The organism is Enterobacter sp. ECC-249, from assembly GCF_043965265.1.
Taxonomy (GTDB): domain Bacteria; phylum Pseudomonadota; class Gammaproteobacteria; order Enterobacterales; family Enterobacteriaceae; genus Enterobacter; species Enterobacter quasiroggenkampii.
In genome coordinates this window covers 949192-966491 of the sequence record NZ_CP143660.1, presented here as the reverse complement: position 1 = coordinate 966491, position 17300 = coordinate 949192, and the positions used below count along the sequence as shown (strand labels likewise).

Genomic DNA, 17300 nt, shown 5'->3' with positions numbered 1-17300 from the left:
AGACAAAATCCCGCCGATTGACGGAAAAGGAAGCGTTTTTAGGAAAATTAGAAGAACTTAACTGGCGGCGTGAGAAATGATATGACCGAGATCCTGGATATCTTGTCCCATTCCACGCGTGGTGTTACAGCCGGAAAGCAATGCACTGGAAAGCGCTAACAGAAGCAGAATTTTAACAGTACGTTTCATCATCCCTGCCTGCAAAAATCAGGCGCAGCGGGCGCTGCGCCTTCAATCATGACGTAAATTACTTCACGCGGGATACGTATTCGCCGGAGCGGGTATCCACTTTGATCACTTCGCCAGTCTGTACGAACAGTGGCACTTTAACCACGGCGCCGGTAGACAGTTTGGCTGGTTTACCGCCGGTACCTGCGGTATCACCTTTCAGACCTGGATCGGTTTCAACGATTTCCAGTTCTACGAAGTTTGGTGGGGTCACAGCGATAGGCTGGCCGTTCCACAGGGTCACGATGCACTCAGCCTGATCCAGCAGCCATTTAGCGCTGTCACCTACCGCTTTCTCATCAGCAGACAGCTGTTCGAAAGTGGAGTTGTTCATGAAATGATAGAACTCACCGTCGTTGTACAGGTAGGTCAGGTTCATATCAACAACATCAGCGCCTTCAGCGGAGTCAGTAGACTTGAAGGTTTTCTCAACACGGGTACCGGTCAGCAGACGGCGCAGCTTAACGCGTGCGAATGCCTGGCCTTTACCTGGTTTAACGAATTCGCTGGCTTCAACCGCGTACGGTTCGCCGTCCATCATGATTTTAAGACCAGCACGAAAATCGTTGCTATAGTACGTTGCCATAAGGCCCTCTAAATTTGTTAACTGGTAGCTAAGCCACAAAATGGCGCATATTGTAACCCTAAACACCCCGTCCAGAGAAGATTGGTTATCGCAACTTGCCGATGTAATCACCAGTCCTGATGAATTGCTGCGTCTTTTAGACCTCGATCAGCACCCAGAGTTGCTTGCAGGCCGCGAGGCAAAGCGCCTTTTCGCCCTGCGCGTTCCCCGTGCGTTTGTGGCACGAATGGAGAAAGGCAACCCCGACGATCCACTTTTAAAACAAACGCTTACTTCGCAGGATGAGTTTATCACCGCGCCGGGATACAGCACCGATCCGCTGGAAGAGCAGAACAGCGTGGTGCCTGGTTTACTGCACAAATATCTCAACCGTGCCCTGCTGCTGGTAAAGGGCGGCTGTGCGGTAAATTGTCGTTATTGCTTCCGTCGGCACTTCCCTTACGCCGAAAATCAGGGCAATAAACGCAACTGGCAGGTCGCGCTGGACTATATTGCCGACCATCCGGAGCTGGATGAGATTATTTTTTCCGGCGGCGACCCGCTGATGGCAAAAGATCACGAGCTGGACTGGCTGCTGACACAGCTTGAAGCCATCCCGCACATCAAGCGCCTGCGCATTCACAGTCGTTTACCGATTGTCATTCCGGCACGGATCACCGATGGGCTGGTGTCACGCCTGGAGCAGTCAAGATTGCAGGTGCTGCTGGTGAACCATATCAACCACGCGAACGAAATTGACGATGATTTTCGCGCGGCGATGGCGCGTCTGCGTAAAGCGGGCGTAACGTTGCTGAACCAGAGCGTGCTGCTGCGAGGCGTCAATGACAGCGCCCGCGTGCTGGCTGACCTGAGCAATGCCCTGTTTGATGCCGGAGTGATGCCCTATTACCTGCACGTGCTGGATCGCGTTCAGGGCGCGGCCCATTTCATGGTGACGGATGAAGAAGCCCGGCAGATTATGCGCGAACTGTTAACGCTGGTTTCAGGCTATATGGTGCCGAAGCTGGCACGCGAGATTGGCGGAGAGCCGAGCAAGACGCCGCTGGATTTGCAGCTGCGGCAACACTAAAAGGCAGGTGGCGCTACGCTTACCTGCCCTACGGGGTCCGGGCGCAGCGCCATCAGCAAGTTAACTCAGTTTGGGCACTTGTAGACCTGGCCGTTCATCTGGCTGGCGGTCGGCACGAAGCTGGACAGCATACTCTGCGTTGGGCTGCTCACGCCGTAAATCACGTTCCCGCCCATTGCCGCAGCCTGGTTACGCAGGGCATTCGCCGCACCGCGCATCGAGCCACCTTCTTCGCCATGCTGACCTGACATCCAGTTGCTTTGCTCACCGGTTGCCGTGCCTAACAGCTGGCATTCACTGCCAGGCTTATCTTCCACAAAGCGAACGCCCTGGCCCGCTGCCGACAGCTCATTGCTGGAGCTACAACCCGCCAGCAGCAATGCTGCCCCTACAATCCCTGCACAGACTTTTACGCGCATGTTATTCCTCGTTTTCAATAAGCTGGACAGTAGTTGTCCGTGTGTAAATCTTATACCTAAAAGATGACCAAAAGAAAAACCCCCGAGCATCTCTGCCCGGGGGTTTTTCACATTCTACGACGTAGAACGCATGATTACATCATGCCGCCCATACCGCCCATGCCGCCCATGCCAGCAGCACCTAAGTCAGGCGCATCGCCTTTAGGCAGGTCGGTCACCATGCACTCGGTGGTGATCATCAGACCAGCAACAGAGGCCGCGTACTGCAGAGCAGAACGGGTTACTTTCGTTGGATCCAGGATACCGAAGTCGATCATGTTACCGTATTCTTCAGTTGCTGCGTTGTAACCGTAGTTACCTTCGCCCGCTTTCACGTTGTTCGCAACTACAGATGGCTCTTCACCGGCGTTAGAAACGATCTGACGCAGAGGGGCTTCCATTGCGCGCAGCGCAACTTTGATACCTACGTTCTGGTCTTCGTTCTGAGCGGTCAGGCCAGCCAGTTTAGCGGCAACACGCACCAGCGCGACACCACCACCAGCAACCACGCCTTCTTCTACCGCAGCACGGGTCGCGTGCAGGGCATCGTCAACGCGAGCTTTTTTCTCTTTCATTTCAACTTCGGTCGCAGCACCGACTTTGATTACCGCAACGCCGCCTGCCAGTTTCGCTACGCGCTCCTGCAGTTTTTCACGGTCGTAATCGGAAGTCGCTTCTTCGATCTGCTTACGGATCTGACCTACGCGGCCCTGAATAGCGGCTTCTTCACCCACGCCATCGATGATGGTGGTGGTGTCTTTGTTGATCACAACGCGTTTCGCCTGGCCCAGGTCTTCCAGGGTCGCTTTTTCCAGCTCCATACCGATCTCTTCGGAGATGACGGTACCGCCGGTCAGGGTAGCGATATCCTGCAGCATCGCTTTACGGCGATCGCCGAAGCCAGGTGCTTTAACCGCAGCCACTTTCACGATGCCGCGCATGGTGTTAACCACCAGCGTTGCCAGCGCTTCGCCTTCAACGTCTTCAGCGATGATAACCAGCGGTTTGCCTGCTTTCGCAACGGCTTCCAGTACCGGCAGCATTTCGCGGATGTTGGAGATTTTCTTGTCAGCCAGCAGAATGAACGGGCTTTCCAGCTCAACAGCACCAGTTTCTGGCTTGTTGATGAAGTATGGGGACAGGTAACCGCGGTCGAACTGCATACCTTCAACCACGTCCAGTTCGTCTTCCAGACCGGTACCGTCTTCAACGGTGATCACGCCTTCTTTACCGACTTTGTCCATCGCTTCAGCGATCAGTTTACCTACGGTTTCGTCGGAGTTAGCGGAGATAGTACCAACCTGAGCAATGGCTTTAGAGTCAGAGCAAGGTACGGACAGCGCTTTCAGTTCTTCAACAGCGGAGGCGACAGCTTTGTCGATACCACGTTTTAGATCCATTGGGTTCATGCCCGCAGCAACGGCTTTCAGACCTTCGGTGATGATTGCCTGCGCCAGAACGGTCGCGGTGGTGGTACCGTCGCCTGCAGCGTCGTTCGCTTTAGAGGCAACTTCTTTCACCATCTGCGCGCCCATGTTTTCGAACTTGTCTTCCAGCTCGATTTCACGAGCTACAGAAACACCATCTTTGGTGATGGTTGGCGCGCCGAAGGATTTATCCAGCACTACGTTACGGCCTTTCGGGCCCAGGGTCACTTTAACTGCATCTGCCAGTACGTTTACGCCGCGGAGCATTTTTACACGAGCGTCGTTACCGAATTTTACGTCTTTAGCTGCCATGTTCTTATTTCCTCAAATTCTCGTGCGTAAATTACGCTTCAACAATTGCCAGAATGTCGCTCTCGGACATGATCAACACTTCTTCATTGTCGATCTTCTCGGATTTCACGCCGTAGCCATCGTTGAAAATTACGATGTCACCAACTTTAACGTCCAGCGGCTGCACAGTTCCGTTTTCCAGGATGCGGCCCTTACCGACAGCGATGATTTCGCCACGCGTTGATTTGGCTGCTGCAGAACCGGTCAGAACGATGCCGCCAGCAGACTTGGTTTCAACTTCTTTACGTTTGACGATCACACGATCATGTAACGGACGAATACTCATTGATAGCTCTCCTTTGAGAAAGTCATTATCAGTTATGGATGACGCCGGCCCGCATGCGGTTTTCCGACTAGTGCCCTGAGAGATGGGGATAGCTTTTTACCCCTTCAAGGGGGAGTTGAAAAAAAAATTTGCGAAAGTGTTACCATCGCCTCTCTTTTGGTACTGGCAGGGCGATGTCAATGAGTGGACTCAAGCAGGAGTTGGGGCTGGCGCAGGGCGTTGGCCTGCTCTCAACCTCCTTGTTAGGTACGGGCGTGTTTGCCGTACCCGCACTGGCGGCGCTGGCGGCAGGAAATAACAGCCTGTGGGCGTGGCCGGTATTGATTGTGCTGGTTTTCCCGATAGCCATTGTGTTTGCCATTCTGGGGCGGCATTTCCCCAGCGCGGGCGGCGTGGCGCACTTTGTCGGTCTGGCCTTTGGCGCACGGCTGGAGCGTGTGACCGGCTGGCTGTTTCTCTCCGTCATTCCGGTTGGCCTCCCGGCGGCGCTGCATATTGCGACAGGTTTTGGGCAGGCGCTGTTTGGCTGGCATCACGAGCAGCTGTTGCTGGCCGAGCTGGGGACGCTGGCTATCGTCTGGTGGGTGGGTTCACGCGGCGCCAGCTCCAGCGCCAACCTGCAGACGCTGGTTGCGGTGCTGATTGTCGCGCTTGTGGCCGCTATCTGGTGGGCGGGCGATATCACCGTAAAGGAGATACCCTTCCCGGCGGTAACAGACGTCGACCGCTCGCAGCTTTTTGCCGCCCTCTCCGTCATGTTCTGGTGTTTTGTCGGTCTGGAAGCCTTTGCCCATCTGGCGTCGGAATTTAAGCAGCCTGAACGTGATTTCCCCCGTGCGCTGATGATCGGCCTGCTGCTGGCGGGTACGGTCTACTGGGCGTGTACCGTGCTGGTATTGCACTTCCACGCGTTCGGCGCGGATCTCGCCGCCGCGGCATCGCTGCCGGGGATCGTGGTTGAACTGTTTGGCGTGAAGGCGCTGTGGATTGCCTGCGTCATCGGCTATCTGGCCTGTTTTGCCAGCCTCAACATTTATATCCAGAGCTTTGCCCGTCTGGTGTGGTCGCAGGCGCTGGATAAACCTGATAACCGCCTCGCGCGCCTGTCTAAACGCCAGCTGCCGCTGAATGCCCTGAATGCCGTACTGGGCTGCTGCGTGCTGAGTACGCTGTGCATTTACGCCCTGAAGATCAATCTGGATACGCTGCTGGTTTACGCCAACGGCATTTTTATTATGATCTACCTGCTGTGCATGCTGGCGGGATGCCGTTTGCTGAAAGGCCGTTATAAAGCACTGGCGGTTGTTGGGGGACTGCTGTGCCTGCTGTTGCTGGCGATGGTGGGATGGAAGAGTTTGTACGCCATCGTCATGCTGGCGGTGTTGTGGGTATTTTTACCGAAGCGCGATACGCGCCTGTAGAGCCCGGTAAGCGAAGCGCCACCGGGCAAATCAATCACCGATCGTCTTTATGGTCTAAACGGTCGTGCTGTTCATCCTTGCGCTGATACTCCCCTTCAAACGTGTCGCCTGGCCCGGTGCTGAACCCACCGCCGGGCATACGGCTAAAGCGCAGATGCGGCAGCAGCTTCATGGTCAGGTGCTTTTGCACCGGCGGCAGAAGCAGCAGAAGGCCGAGGAAATCGGTGAAGAACCCCGGCAGAATCAGCAGCAGCCCCGCAATAATCAACGATACGCTTTTGATCATCTCCGCCGCCGGGCTTTCGCCTGCGGCCATCTTCTGCTGCATTATCAGGAAATTTTTGAAACCCTGATTACGCACCAGCGACATGCCGATGACGGAGGTGAAAATCACCAGAATCAGCGTCAGCAGGACGCCCAGCACATGGGCAACCTGGATGAAAATGGAAATCTCAATGTAAACATAGAGAAAGAAAGCAATAAACGGTATCCAGCGCACTGGCATCTCCTGTGTGGCAGAGGCCATCGGGCCCCTGTCTGAATGTGTTCGCGACGCGCGTTTGTATGAGATGGTGACGGTTAGCGAAAATTCAATCAGTTTGCACGGATATTTTTTTTGGAAATATTAAAGCGGTGACCCATTTCACAGATTAATAATTATCATGGAATCGGCTCGATAATAAGTGATCCAGCTTACGGCAATTCGCTATCATCAGCATATGATCTCGAGCATCTGGCTGATTGAGGGAATAATCGTCGGCCAGAAAATATTCAAAACCACATATATACTGTGTGTTTAGTACAATCCATCGGCAGCTTGAAAAGAAGGTTCACATGTTAAACAACATTCGTATCGAAGAAGACTTGTTGGGTACCAGGGAAGTTCCAGCGGATGCCTACTACGGTGTTCACACTCTGAGAGCGATTGAAAACTTCTACATCAGCAACAGCAAAATCAGCGACATCCCTGAGTTTGTTCGTGGCATGGTGATGGTGAAGAAAGCCGCAGCACTGGCCAACAAAGAGCTGCAAACCATTCCTAAAAGCGCGGCAAATGCGATTATCGCAGCCTGCGATGAAGTGCTGAACAACGGCAAATGCATGGACCAGTTCCCGGTTGACGTCTATCAGGGCGGCGCGGGCACCTCCGTCAACATGAATACTAACGAAGTACTGGCAAACATTGGCCTGGAGCTGATGGGTCACCAGAAAGGTGAATACCAGTACCTGAACCCGAACGACCACGTTAACAAATGCCAGTCCACCAACGACGCCTACCCAACCGGCTTCCGTATCGCGGTGTATGCTTCCGTGGTGAAACTGGTGGATGCGATCAACCAACTGGGCGATGGCTTCCAGCGTAAAGCGGTTGAGTTCCAGGACATCCTGAAAATGGGTCGTACCCAGCTGCAGGATGCGGTGCCGATGACACTCGGACAGGAATTCCACGCGTTTAACGTACTGCTGAACGAAGAGACCAAAAACCTGCTGCGCACCTCCGAGCTGCTGCTGGAAGTGAACCTGGGCGCCACCGCCATCGGTACGCGTCTGAACACCCCGGATGGCTATCAGCAGCTGGCGGTACAGAAGCTGGCTGAAGTGTCCAACCTGCCGGTTGTGCCTGCAGAAGATCTGATTGAAGCGACATCAGACTGCGGCGCTTACGTCATGGTACACAGCGCTCTGAAACGTCTGGCAGTGAAACTGTCCAAAATCTGTAACGACCTGCGCCTGCTCTCTTCCGGTCCGCGCGCTGGCCTGAACGAAATCAACCTGCCAGAACTGCAGGCGGGTTCATCCATCATGCCGGCCAAGGTTAACCCGGTTGTGCCAGAAGTGGTGAATCAGGTTTGCTTCAAAGTCATCGGTAACGATACAACCGTTACCATGGCCTCTGAAGCGGGTCAGCTGCAGCTGAACGTGATGGAGCCAGTGATTGGCCAGGCGATGTTTGAATCTATCCACATCCTGACCAACGCCTGCTACAACCTGCTGGAAAAATGCATTAACGGCATCACAGCGAATAAAGAAGTCTGTGAGGGTTATGTCTATAACTCCATCGGGATCGTCACCTACCTCAACCCGTTCATCGGTCACCACAACGGTGATATCGTCGGTAAGATTTGCGCCGAAACCGGTAAGAGCGTACGTGAAGTAGTGCTGGAGCGCGGGCTGTTGACCGAAGCGGAGCTGGACGATATCTTCTCGGCCCAGAACCTGATGCACCCGGCATATAAAGCAAAACGATATACCGATGAAAGCGAACAGTAACCGTTCAGGCTAGGCTTCTTAAGGCACGTCACTTGTGACGTGCCTTTTTTCTTTTTAGGTGTTACCAAAATACAACAATTCAATATCAACTTGTTAATAAGCAAGGAAGGTCCTTATGTTTGGAGCAGAACTCGTCATCGTCTTGTTGGCGATTTATTTGGGAGCAAGGCTCGGGGGTATCGGCATCGGTTTTGCTGGTGGTCTCGGGGTGCTCGTTCTTACCCTTATCTTTCAGATTAAACCCGGCGCAATCCCGTTCGACGTTATCGAAATCATCATGGCAGTTATTGCCGCTATCGCCGCCATGCAGGTGGCAGGCGGTATGGACTACCTGGTGAGCCTGGCGGAGCGCATGCTGCGCCGCCACCCTAAATACATTACCTTCCTTGCTCCGCTGGTGACCTGGTTTATGACCATTCTCGCCGGTACTGGCCACACCGCTTTCTCCACGTTACCGGTGATTACCGAAGTGGCAAAAGAACAGGGTATCCGTCCGTCGCGTCCGCTCTCCATTGCCGTCGTCGCGTCCCAGATCGCCATTACCGCCTCGCCGATTTCCGCTGCGGTGGTCTTCTTCGCCGGTATTCTGGAGCCGATGGGCGTGAGCTACCTGACGCTGCTGGCGATCTGTATCCCGGTGACGCTGATTGCGGTGATGATTACCGCCGTTCTGTGCAACTTCCTCGGCGCTGAACTGAAGGACGATCCGGTTTATCAGGAGCGTCTGGCAAAAGGTGAAGTGAGCCTGCGCGGCAGCCAGGTCTTCGAACTGAAGCCACATGCGAAGCGCTCCGTGCTGCTGTTCCTGATCGGTATCGTCGCCGTCATGTTCTATGCGACCGCCATCAGCGATACCGTGGGCCTGATCCAAAACCCGGTCCTGCCGCGTAACGAAGCGATTGTGGTGTTCATGCTGACCATCGCGACGCTGATTAGCATCACCTGTAAAATTGATACCAGCGAAGTGCTGAACGCCAGCACCTTCAAATCCGGTATGAGCGCCTGCGTGTGCGTGCTGGGCGTGGCGTGGCTCGGTGATACCTTCGTGAAAGCGCACATCAGCGACATTCAGACCGTAGCAGGCGACCTGCTGCACAACTATCCGTGGCTGCTGGCGGTGGTGCTGTTCTTTGCCGCTACCCTACTTTATTCCCAGGCGGCGACCACCAAAGCGCTGATGCCTGCGGCACTGATGCTGGGCGTTACCCCGCTGACGGCGATTGCCTCTTTCGCGGCGGTTTCTGCCCTGTTCGTTCTGCCAACCTACCCAACGCTGCTGGCGGCGGTGGAGATGGACGACACCGGCTCAACCCGTATCGGCAAGTATGTGTTTAACCACGCGTTCCTGATCCCGGGCGTGGTCGCCATTTCGCTTTGCGTGATACTTGGCTTTATCATCGGCGGCGTGGTGCTGTAAACGGTGAGTGGTTGTAAAAATAGTTAAAATCGGGCCGCTCTGCGGCCCGTTTCATTAATGACCAATCGCCTTGCGTGATATAGTGAAGACTTTCGTGATGAGGAGGTCGACTTGTGAACACGCCTGATGCTGTTGTCGTACTGTGTACCGCCCCTGATGAAGCCTCTGCCCAGGACCTCGCCGCCAAAGTGTTGGCCGAAAAGCTGGCTGCCTGCGTGACGCTCCTCCCCGGCGCTACCTCTCTTTACTATTGGGAAGGCAAGCTGGAGCAAGAGTACGAAGTTCAGATGTTGCTCAAAACTAATCTGGCGAATCAGCAGGCTCTCCTGGACTGCCTCAAATCTCATCATCCATACCAAACCCCGGAGCTGCTGGTCCTGCCAGTAGTTCATGGCGATAACGACTATCTCTCATGGCTCAACGCTTCTTTACGCTGATCCTGCTGCTGTGCAGCACGTCAGCTTTTGCCGGGTTGTTTGACGCGCCCGGCCGCTCGAACTTTATTCCTGCCGACCAGGCGTTCGTTTTCGACTTTCAGCAAAACCAGCACGATCTTAATCTTACCTGGCAGGTGAAAGAGGGCTATTACCTCTATCGCAAGCAGGTGAGCATTACGCCTGCTCAGGCCAGCGTGGACGCATTACGGTTGCCCGCTGGCGAATGGCACGAGGACGAGTTCTACGGCAAGAGTGAAATCTACCGCCAGCGCTTAAGCATCCCCGTCACGGTGAATCAGGCGGATAAAGGTGCGACGCTGACCGTCACCTATCAAGGGTGCGCGGATGCCGGATTCTGCTATCCACCTGAAACAAAGGTGGTTCCGCTTAGTGAAGTGAAAGCGTCAGCCACGGTTCTTCCTCTTCCTTCGGGCGAGAAGCGTGAAGCTCCCGCTGACCTTCCGTTCTCCGCGCTGTGGGCCTTACTGATTGGTATTGGCATTGCCTTTACCCCCTGCGTGCTGCCGATGTATCCGCTCATCTCTGGCATCGTGCTGGGCGGTAAGCAACGGCTTTCCACCGCACGCGCTCTGCTGTTGGCCTTTATTTACGTGCAGGGTATGGCCCTGACCTACACGGCACTCGGCCTTGTGGTTGCCGCTGCCGGGTTACAGTTCCAGGCCGCACTGCAGCATCCTTACGTCCTTATTGGCTTGTCGGTGGTCTTCATCCTGCTGGCACTGTCGATGTTCGGCCTGTTTACCCTGCAGTTACCCTCGGCTTTGCAGACACGCTTAACGCTGATGAGTAACCGTCAGCAGGGAGGCTCGGCAGGCGGCGTGTTTGTAATGGGTGCCATCGCCGGTTTGATTTGCTCCCCTTGCACCACCGCACCGCTGAGCGCCATCCTGCTCTATATCGCCCAGAGCGGCAATATGTGGCTCGGCGGGGGTACGCTGTACCTCTACGCGCTGGGCATGGGCCTGCCGCTGATTCTGGTCACAGTTTTCGGTAATCGACTTCTTCCGAAGAGCGGCCCTTGGATGGAGACGGTGAAAACCGCGTTTGGCTTTGTGATTCTCGCGCTGCCTGTATTCCTGCTGGAACGCATTACGGGTGACGTGTGGGGCACTCGCCTCTGGGCGATGCTCGGCGTAGCATTCTTCTCCTGGGCGTTTATTGTCAGTCTGGGGGCAAAAAAAGCGTGGATGCGCCTGGTGCAAATCCTCCTGCTCGCCGCCGCGCTGGTGAGCGTGCGTCCTCTTCAGGACTGGGCGTTCGGCTCGCCGGTAGGCCAGACGCAGGCGCATTTGAACTTCATCCAGATTAAGAACGTTGATGGGCTCAACAGCGCGCTCGCACAGGCAAAAGGCAAACCGGTGATGCTCGATCTTTATGCTGACTGGTGCGTCGCCTGCAAAGAATTTGAGAAATACACCTTTAGCGATCCAGAGGTGCAAAACGCCCTGAAAGAGACTGTTCTGCTCCAGGCGAACGTGACAGCCAATAATGCGCAGGATAAGGCCCTGCTGAAGCAGCTTAACGTGCTCGGGCTTCCCACCATTCTGTTCTTCGATAAGCAGGGCCAGGAGCAGCCAGGGCAGCGTGTAACCGGGTTTATGGATGCAGCGGCATTTAGCGCGCATTTGCGCAATCGCCAACCGTAAACAACACTTTAAACGGGACAAACCGTTGGGAATAGCGGAGGAGATAACCGTGCAACGTGAAGACGTACTGGGACAAGCCCTGCAATTACTTGAGATTCAAGGGATCGCCAGCACCACGCTTGAGATGGTAGCCGACCGTATCGATTACCCCCTGGATGAACTTAAGCGCTTCTGGCCAGATAAAGAAGCGCTACTCTATGATGCCCTGCGCTATCTCAGCCAGCAGGTTGATGTCTGGCGCAGACAGCTGATGCTGAATGAAGAACTGACTGCGGAGCAAAAGCTGCTGGCGCGCTATACCGCCCTGACGGAATGTGTCAGCAACAACCGCTATCCGGGTTGTTTGTTCATCGCCGCCTGCACTTATTTTCCTGACCCTGGGCATCCTATCCATCAGCTAGCGGATCAGCAAAAACGGGCCGCGCATGACTTTACCCACGAACTGCTGACCACGCTGGAAGTCGATGACCCTGCGATGGTGGCTAAACAAATGGAGCTGGTGCTGGAAGGTTGCCTCAGCCGCATGCTGGTGAACCGTAGCCAGGCCGATGTGGATACGGCGCACCGCCTGGCGGAAGATATTCTGCGCTTTGCCCAGTGCCGTATGGGCGGAGCACTGACCTAAGCCAGCATGCCCGCCCAGGCGGAGACGAGCAGACACAGCGCCATCAGGCGCTGAAACCGCACCATCGCCACGGTGGTGCGAAAAATTCGGTTCACCGCTTTACCCAGCCACGCCCAGCACATCAAACAGGCTATTGAGATAAGCAGAAACCATAGCGCCATTAACGCAATATCCCGCAATGCATGGTCGCCAGCAGGGGTAAACAGACTGACGACTGCCAGCGCCATCATCCAGGTTTTGGGATTCACGATCTGCAGCAGCGCCGCCGCCTGAGCGGTGAATCGGATACGGTTCTCGGCGGAAAGACGGGTGGCCGGGGCGCGAAACAGCTGCCAGCTCATCCAGCTTAGCCACAGCACGCCTGCCCAGCTCATTATCTGACGTATCAGAGGATACTGACGCAGCACTTCTCCTGCGCCCGCGCCTGATAGCAGCACGATCGCACTGGCCGCTATACACCCGCCCAGAATCGCAGGTACGGTATTTTTTACGCCAAAGTGCTGGCTGTTCGTCAGCACCAGAATATTGGTTGGCCCCGGCGTAATGGAGGCGACAAATGCGAACAACAGAAAGGGTATCAAACTCACAGGTAGCTCCTTTTTATTAGAGCCATGAATGTGCCGTTATTTTTTGGAAACGTCTGGAAGGTTTGTGCACAACCGGCGGTAGTGTGCAGGAGAGATACGGTAAGCACGCTGAAACCATCGCCCCAGATGGCTTTGATCGGCAAAACCCACTGCGGCAGCCACATCAACGGGCTGGTCACCGCGCGCCAGCAGTTGTCGGGCCTTTGCCAGACGCAGCTGAATAAGCCATGCGTGGGGCGCCAGGTTGAACTCGCGCTTGAAACAGCGCGTCAGGGTAAAGCGATCCGTGCCCGTCTCGCGCGCAAGGTCTGACAGCCCCACATTCTCGCCGATATGGGCATAGAGATAGTCCCGCGCACGATGCGCCACGGCAGCGCTTTGTAACTGCGACGGCAGTTTCTTACGCCAGTGACAATGGGCGGTGATCCGGGAGAGCAGATTGTCCATTGTGCTCTGCTGAACGATTTTCATCTCGTCATTATGCAGGCTAGAGAATGTCTCACCGATAGCACGCACCAGCTGCGGCTCCCGCGTCAGCGTTTGAGCAAAGTGGAGTGAATAACTCCCGGGAGTCGATTCGTAAAGCCCCTGTAGCGCACCGGTAAGCCAGTGCTCATCAAGATAGAAGGTCAGATAGGTAAAACCGCCCTCTACAGGCGCATCTCCGTCGTGAATTTCTCCAGGCTCGAGGAGAAATGCGTCGCCCGGCTGGCTACAATGACGCTCACGGCGACAGTGAAACTGCTGCGTGCCGGAGAGGGTTATCCCTACCAGATAGCTATCGTGCCAGTGCGGATCAAAGGCATGCCCTTCGAAATGCGCTTTAATCGTCTCAATACCCGTATCTGCATGCTGACGCAGTTCGAGCCAGTCATTCGTCATACTGCCCTCCTCTTACTCTCAGCATTGCCGTATCACACAGGTACTGTCTGGAAGATTTGTGCATTTTCACGGCGAAAGCGGACAGATTGCCGCAAACTTAAGCAGTTGAACAGCTTTTCCCGAAATAATGTTGACGATCGAGCGTGATTGCGGTTTAATGCGCTCCGTTGCCCGGATAGCTCAGTCGGTAGAGCAGGGGATTGAAAATCCCCGTGTCCTTGGTTCGATTCCGAGTCCGGGCACCACTATTTAGAAAACCCAGCCTATGGCTGGGTTTTTGCTTTTCTGCGTTTATAAATCCCTTCTTTAGTAATCTTGTTTCTCTTTGCCGTTGGATCCCGCTTACCGGGCCTGTGGATTTCCAGGACAGATAAGGCGAAGCCGCCATCCGGCATGTTTTCTGACGCACAAAGCAAAAAACCCCGCACCTTTCGGTACGGGGTTCTTCTTATTTGATGCCTGGCAGTTCCCTACTCTCACATGGGGAGACCCCACACTACCATCGGCGCTACGGCGTTTCACTTCTGAGTTCGGCATGGGGTCAGGTGGGACCACCGCGCTAAAGCCGCCAGGCAAATTCTGTTAAATCTGTATCAAAGCTGAAATTTGATTGTCTGTTTCTCATCCGCCGAAACAGCTTCGGCGTTGTAAGGTTAAGCCTCACGGTTCATTAGTATCGGTTAGCTCAACGCATCGCTGCGCTTACACACCCGACCTATCAACGTCGTAGTCTTCAACGTTCCTTCAGGACCCTTAAAGGGTCAGGGAGAACTCATCTCGGGGCAAGTTTCGTGCTTAGATGCTTTCAGCACTTATCTTTTCCGCATTTAGCTACCGGGCAGTGCCATTGGCATGACAACCCGAACACCAGTGATGCGTCCACTCCGGTCCTCTCGTACTAGGAGCAGCCCCCCTCAATTCTCCAGCGCCCACGGCAGATAGGGACCGAACTGTCTCACGACGTTCTAAACCCAGCTCGCGTACCACTTTAAATGGCGAACAGCCATACCCTTGGGACCTACTTCAGCCCCAGGATGTGATGAGCCGACATCGAGGTGCCAAACACCGCCGTCGATATGAACTCTTGGGCGGTATCAGCCTGTTATCCCCGGAGTACCTTTTATCCGTTGAGCGATGGCCCTTCCATTCAGAACCACCGGATCACTATGACCTGCTTTCGCACCTGCTCGAGCCGTCACTCTCGCAGTCAAGCTAGCTTATGCCATTGCACTAACCTCCTGATGTCCGACCAGGATTAGCTAACCTTCGTGCTCCTCCGTTACTCTTTGGGAGGAGACCGCCCCAGTCAAACTACCCACCAGACACTGTCCGCAACCCGGATTACGGGTCTACGTTAGAACACCAGCCATTAAAGGGTGGTATTTCAAGGATGGCTCCACGCAGACTGGCGTCCACGCTTCAAAGCCTCCCACCTATCCTACACATCAAGGACCAGTGTTCAGTGTCAAGCTATAGTAAAGGTTCACGGGGTCTTTCCGTCTTGCCGCGGGTACACTGCATCTTCACAGCGAGTTCAATTTCACTGAGTCTCGGGTGGAGACAGCCTGGCCATCATTACGCCATTCGTGCAGGTCGGAACTTACCCGACAAGGAATTTCGCTACCTTAGGACCGTTATAGTTACGGCCGCCGTTTACCGGGGCTTCGATCAAGAGCTTCGCGTTGCCGCTAACCCCATCAATTAACCTTCCGGCACCGGGCAGGCGTCACACCGTATACGTCCACTTTCGTGTTTGCACAGTGCTGTGTTTTTAATAAACAGTTGCAGCCAGCTGGTATCTTCGACTGATTTCAGCTCCACCCGCAGGGGCTTCACCTACATATCAGCGTGCCTTCTCCCGAAGTTACGGCACCATTTTGCCTAGTTCCTTCACCCGAGTTCTCTCAAGCGCCTTGGTATTCTCTACCTGACCACCTGTGTCGGTTTGGGGTACGATTTGATGTTACCTGATGCTTAGAGGCTTTTCCTGGAAGCAGGGCATTTGTTACTTCAGCACCGTAGTGCCTCGTCATCACACCTCAGCGTTAAAAAGGTACCGGATTTACCTGGAACCTCCGCCTACATGCTTAAACCGGGACAACCGTCGCCCGGCTAACATAGCCTTCTCCGTCCCCCCTTCGCAGTAACACCAAGTACAGGAATATTAACCTGTTTCCCATCGACTACGCCTTTCGGCCTCGCCTTAGGGGTCGACTCACCCTGCCCCGATTAACGTTGGACAGGAACCCTTGGTCTTCCGGCGAGCGGGCTTTTCACCCGCTTTATCGTTACTTATGTCAGCATTCGCACTTCTGATACCTCCAGCATGCCTCACAGCACACCTTCAACGGCTTACAGAACGCTCCCCTACCCAACAACACATAGTGTCGCTGCCGCAGCTTCGGTGCATGGTTTAGCCCCGTTACATCTTCCGCGCAGGCCGACTCGACCAGTGAGCTATTACGCTTTCTTTAAATGATGGCTGCTTCTAAGCCAACATCCTGGCTGTCTGTGCCTTCCCACATCGTTTCCCACTTAACCATGACTTTGGGACCTTAGCTGGCGGTCTGGGTTGTTTCCCTCTTCACGACGGACGTTAGCACCCGCCGTGTGTCTCCCGTGATAACATTCTTCGGTATTCGTAGTTTGCATCGGGTTGGTAAGCCGGGATGGCCCCCTAGCCGAAACAGTGCTCTACCCCCGAAGATGAGTTCACGAGGCGCTACCTAAATAGCTTTCGGGGAGAACCAGCTATCTCCCGGTTTGATTGGCCTTTCACCCCCAGCCACAAGTCATCCGCTAATTTTTCAACATTAGTCGGTTCGGTCCTCCAGTTAGTGTTACCCAACCTTCAACCTGCCCATGGCTAGATCACCGGGTTTCGGGTCTATACCCTGCAACTTAACGCCCAGTTAAGACTCGGTTTCCCTTCGGCTCCCCTATACGGTTAACCTTGCTACAGAATATAAGTCGCTGACCCATTATACAAAAGGTACGCAGTCACACCACGAAGGTGCTCCCACTGCTTGTACGTACACGGTTTCAGGTTCTTTTTCACTCCCCTCGCCGGGGTTCTTTTCGCCTTTCCCTCACGGTACTGGTTCACTATCGGTCAGTCAGGAGTATTTAGCCTTGGAGGATGGTCCCCCCATATTCAGACAGGATACCACGTGTCCCGCCCTACTCTTCGAGTTCACAACCTGTGTGCTTTCGTGTACGGGACTGTCACCCTGTACCGTGCGACTTTCCAGACGCTTCCACTAACACACAAGCTGATTCAGACTCTGGGCTGCTCCCCGTTCGCTCGCCGCTACTGGGGGAATCTCGGTTGATTTCTTTTCCTCGGGGTACTTAGATGTTTCAGTTCCCCCGGTTCGCCTCGTTAACCTATGTATTCAGTTAACGATAGTGTGACGAATCACACTGGGTTTCCCCATTCGGACATCGCCGGGTCAAAGGTTCATATCACCTCGCCGGCGCTTTTCGCAGATTAGCACGTCCTTCATCGCCTCTGACTGCCAGGGCATCCACCGTGTACGCTTAGTCGCTTAACCTCACAACCCGAAGATGTTTCACTTCATGATTGCG

The 17300-nt window shown here is 54.6% G+C and carries 15 protein-coding genes, 1 tRNA gene and 2 rRNA genes; 8 read left to right on the top strand and 10 right to left on the bottom strand.

The window, feature by feature from the left end:
• Positions 1 to 57 precede the first annotated feature (57 nt).
• Together V1587_RS04660 and efp are read right to left on the bottom strand one after the other, a co-directional pair.
• The gene (locus V1587_RS04660; protein ID WP_024907352.1) at positions 58 to 189 is read right to left on the bottom strand and encodes an entericidin A/B family lipoprotein; all 132 of its coding nucleotides are present in this window, start codon (positions 187 to 189) and stop codon (positions 58 to 60) included.
• A gap of 58 nt (positions 190 to 247) precedes the next feature.
• Positions 248 to 814, bottom strand: coding sequence for an elongation factor P (gene efp, locus V1587_RS04655; protein ID WP_010427766.1), 567 nt, complete (start codon positions 812 to 814; stop codon positions 248 to 250).
• Positions 815 to 854: 40 nt separating this feature from the next.
• Here efp and epmB point away from each other — a divergent pair, with 40 nt between their 5' ends.
• Entirely contained in the window at positions 855 to 1883 is a 1029-nt protein-coding gene (epmB, locus tag V1587_RS04650; RefSeq protein WP_371899624.1) for an EF-P beta-lysylation protein EpmB, read from the top strand.
• A gap of 65 nt (positions 1884 to 1948) precedes the next feature.
• On the opposite strand, the gene V1587_RS04645 is transcribed toward epmB, so the two are convergent.
• The 3 genes from V1587_RS04645 to V1587_RS04635 all read right to left on the bottom strand — a co-directional run bounded on the left by V1587_RS04645 (position 1949) and on the right by V1587_RS04635 (position 4405).
• Complete coding sequence (locus V1587_RS04645; RefSeq protein WP_023310115.1) at positions 1949 to 2302, bottom strand: DUF4156 domain-containing protein; 354 nt, start codon at positions 2300 to 2302, stop codon at positions 1949 to 1951.
• A gap of 134 nt (positions 2303 to 2436) precedes the next feature.
• Positions 2437 to 4080, bottom strand: coding sequence for a chaperonin GroEL (gene groL, locus V1587_RS04640; protein ID WP_023310114.1), 1644 nt, complete (start codon positions 4078 to 4080; stop codon positions 2437 to 2439).
• A 31-nt stretch (positions 4081 to 4111) separates the two neighbouring features.
• Positions 4112 to 4405, bottom strand: a complete 294-nt coding sequence (locus V1587_RS04635) for a co-chaperone GroES (protein ID WP_003855929.1) — start codon at positions 4403 to 4405, stop codon at positions 4112 to 4114.
• 179 nt (positions 4406 to 4584) lie between these two features.
• Here V1587_RS04635 and yjeH point away from each other — a divergent pair, with 179 nt between their 5' ends.
• Positions 4585 to 5826: an L-methionine/branched-chain amino acid transporter gene (gene yjeH / locus V1587_RS04630; RefSeq protein ID WP_371899625.1), complete on the top strand. Its 1242-nt coding sequence runs from the start codon at positions 4585 to 4587 to the stop codon at positions 5824 to 5826.
• Positions 5827 to 5860: 34 nt separating this feature from the next.
• Here the strand turns inward: yjeH and V1587_RS04625 are convergent, their stop codons facing one another.
• Entirely contained in the window at positions 5861 to 6325 is a 465-nt protein-coding gene (locus V1587_RS04625; protein ID WP_025758222.1) for an FxsA family protein, read from the bottom strand.
• Between the two features lie 335 nt (positions 6326 to 6660).
• Between V1587_RS04625 and aspA the strand changes: the two genes are divergently transcribed.
• The 5 genes from aspA (at position 6661) to V1587_RS04600 (ending at position 12243) form a co-directional block, all read left to right on the top strand.
• Positions 6661 to 8097, top strand: a complete 1437-nt coding sequence (gene aspA, locus V1587_RS04620) for an aspartate ammonia-lyase (RefSeq protein ID WP_003855923.1) — start codon at positions 6661 to 6663, stop codon at positions 8095 to 8097.
• A gap of 115 nt (positions 8098 to 8212) precedes the next feature.
• Entirely contained in the window at positions 8213 to 9514 is a 1302-nt protein-coding gene (locus tag V1587_RS04615) for an anaerobic C4-dicarboxylate transporter (protein ID WP_024907357.1), read from the top strand.
• Positions 9515 to 9627: 113 nt separating this feature from the next.
• Positions 9628 to 9951, top strand: a complete 324-nt coding sequence (gene cutA, locus V1587_RS04610; protein WP_014168278.1) for a divalent cation tolerance protein CutA — start codon at positions 9628 to 9630, stop codon at positions 9949 to 9951.
• The gene (locus tag V1587_RS04605) at positions 9927 to 11618 is read left to right on the top strand and encodes a protein-disulfide reductase DsbD (protein WP_395314519.1); all 1692 of its coding nucleotides are present in this window, start codon (positions 9927 to 9929) and stop codon (positions 11616 to 11618) included. The genes cutA and V1587_RS04605 overlap by 25 nt, the downstream gene beginning before the upstream one ends.
• Positions 11619 to 11667: 49 nt before the next feature.
• Positions 11668 to 12243 carry a transcriptional regulator gene (locus V1587_RS04600; protein WP_032641387.1) on the top strand — a complete coding sequence of 192 codons (576 nt, stop codon included), beginning with the start codon at positions 11668 to 11670 and terminating at the stop codon, positions 12241 to 12243.
• Here the strand turns inward: V1587_RS04600 and V1587_RS04595 are convergent.
• Positions 12240 to 12830, bottom strand: a complete 591-nt coding sequence (locus tag V1587_RS04595) for a LysE family translocator (protein ID WP_371899627.1) — start codon at positions 12828 to 12830, stop codon at positions 12240 to 12242. The two genes, V1587_RS04600 and V1587_RS04595, sit on opposite strands and share 4 nt — an antisense overlap.
• 36 nt (positions 12831 to 12866) lie before the next feature.
• The gene (locus tag V1587_RS04590) at positions 12867 to 13712 is read right to left on the bottom strand and encodes an AraC family ligand binding domain-containing protein (RefSeq protein ID WP_371899628.1); all 846 of its coding nucleotides are present in this window, start codon (positions 13710 to 13712) and stop codon (positions 12867 to 12869) included.
• Positions 13713 to 13881: 169 nt separating this feature from the next.
• Between V1587_RS04590 and V1587_RS04585 the strand changes: the two genes are divergently transcribed.
• Positions 13882 to 13957, top strand: a tRNA-Phe gene (locus tag V1587_RS04585).
• A 212-nt stretch (positions 13958 to 14169) separates the two neighbouring features.
• Here the strand turns inward: V1587_RS04585 and rrf are convergent.
• Both rrf and V1587_RS04575 read right to left on the bottom strand, forming a co-directional pair.
• Positions 14170 to 14285: ribosomal RNA gene (rrf, locus tag V1587_RS04580) — 5S ribosomal RNA — on the bottom strand.
• Positions 14286 to 14361: 76 nt separating this feature from the next.
• Positions 14362 to 17266 (bottom strand): 23S ribosomal RNA (locus V1587_RS04575).
• Positions 17267 to 17300 lie beyond the last annotated feature (34 nt).

Coding starts and splice junctions, on each gene's coding strand:
- efp (WP_010427766.1), bottom strand. CDS start 814: ATGGCAACGTACTATAGCAACGATTTTCGTGCTGGTCTTAAAATCATG.
- V1587_RS04660 (WP_024907352.1), bottom strand. CDS start 189: ATGAAACGTACTGTTAAAATTCTGCTTCTGTTAGCGCTTTCCAGTGCA.
- V1587_RS04645 (WP_023310115.1), bottom strand. CDS start 2,302: ATGCGCGTAAAAGTCTGTGCAGGGATTGTAGGGGCAGCATTGCTGCTG.
- aspA (WP_003855923.1), top strand. CDS start 6,661: ATGTTAAACAACATTCGTATCGAAGAAGACTTGTTGGGTACCAGGGAA.
- V1587_RS04635 (WP_003855929.1), bottom strand. CDS start 4,405: ATGAGTATTCGTCCGTTACATGATCGTGTGATCGTCAAACGTAAAGAA.
- yjeH (WP_371899625.1), top strand. CDS start 4,585: ATGAGTGGACTCAAGCAGGAGTTGGGGCTGGCGCAGGGCGTTGGCCTG.
- V1587_RS04615 (WP_024907357.1), top strand. CDS start 8,213: ATGTTTGGAGCAGAACTCGTCATCGTCTTGTTGGCGATTTATTTGGGA.
- V1587_RS04590 (WP_371899628.1), bottom strand. CDS start 13,712: ATGACGAATGACTGGCTCGAACTGCGTCAGCATGCAGATACGGGTATT.
- epmB (WP_371899624.1), top strand. CDS start 855: ATGGCGCATATTGTAACCCTAAACACCCCGTCCAGAGAAGATTGGTTA.
- V1587_RS04605 (WP_395314519.1), top strand. CDS start 9,927: ATGGCTCAACGCTTCTTTACGCTGATCCTGCTGCTGTGCAGCACGTCA.
- groL (WP_023310114.1), bottom strand. CDS start 4,080: ATGGCAGCTAAAGACGTAAAATTCGGTAACGACGCTCGTGTAAAAATG.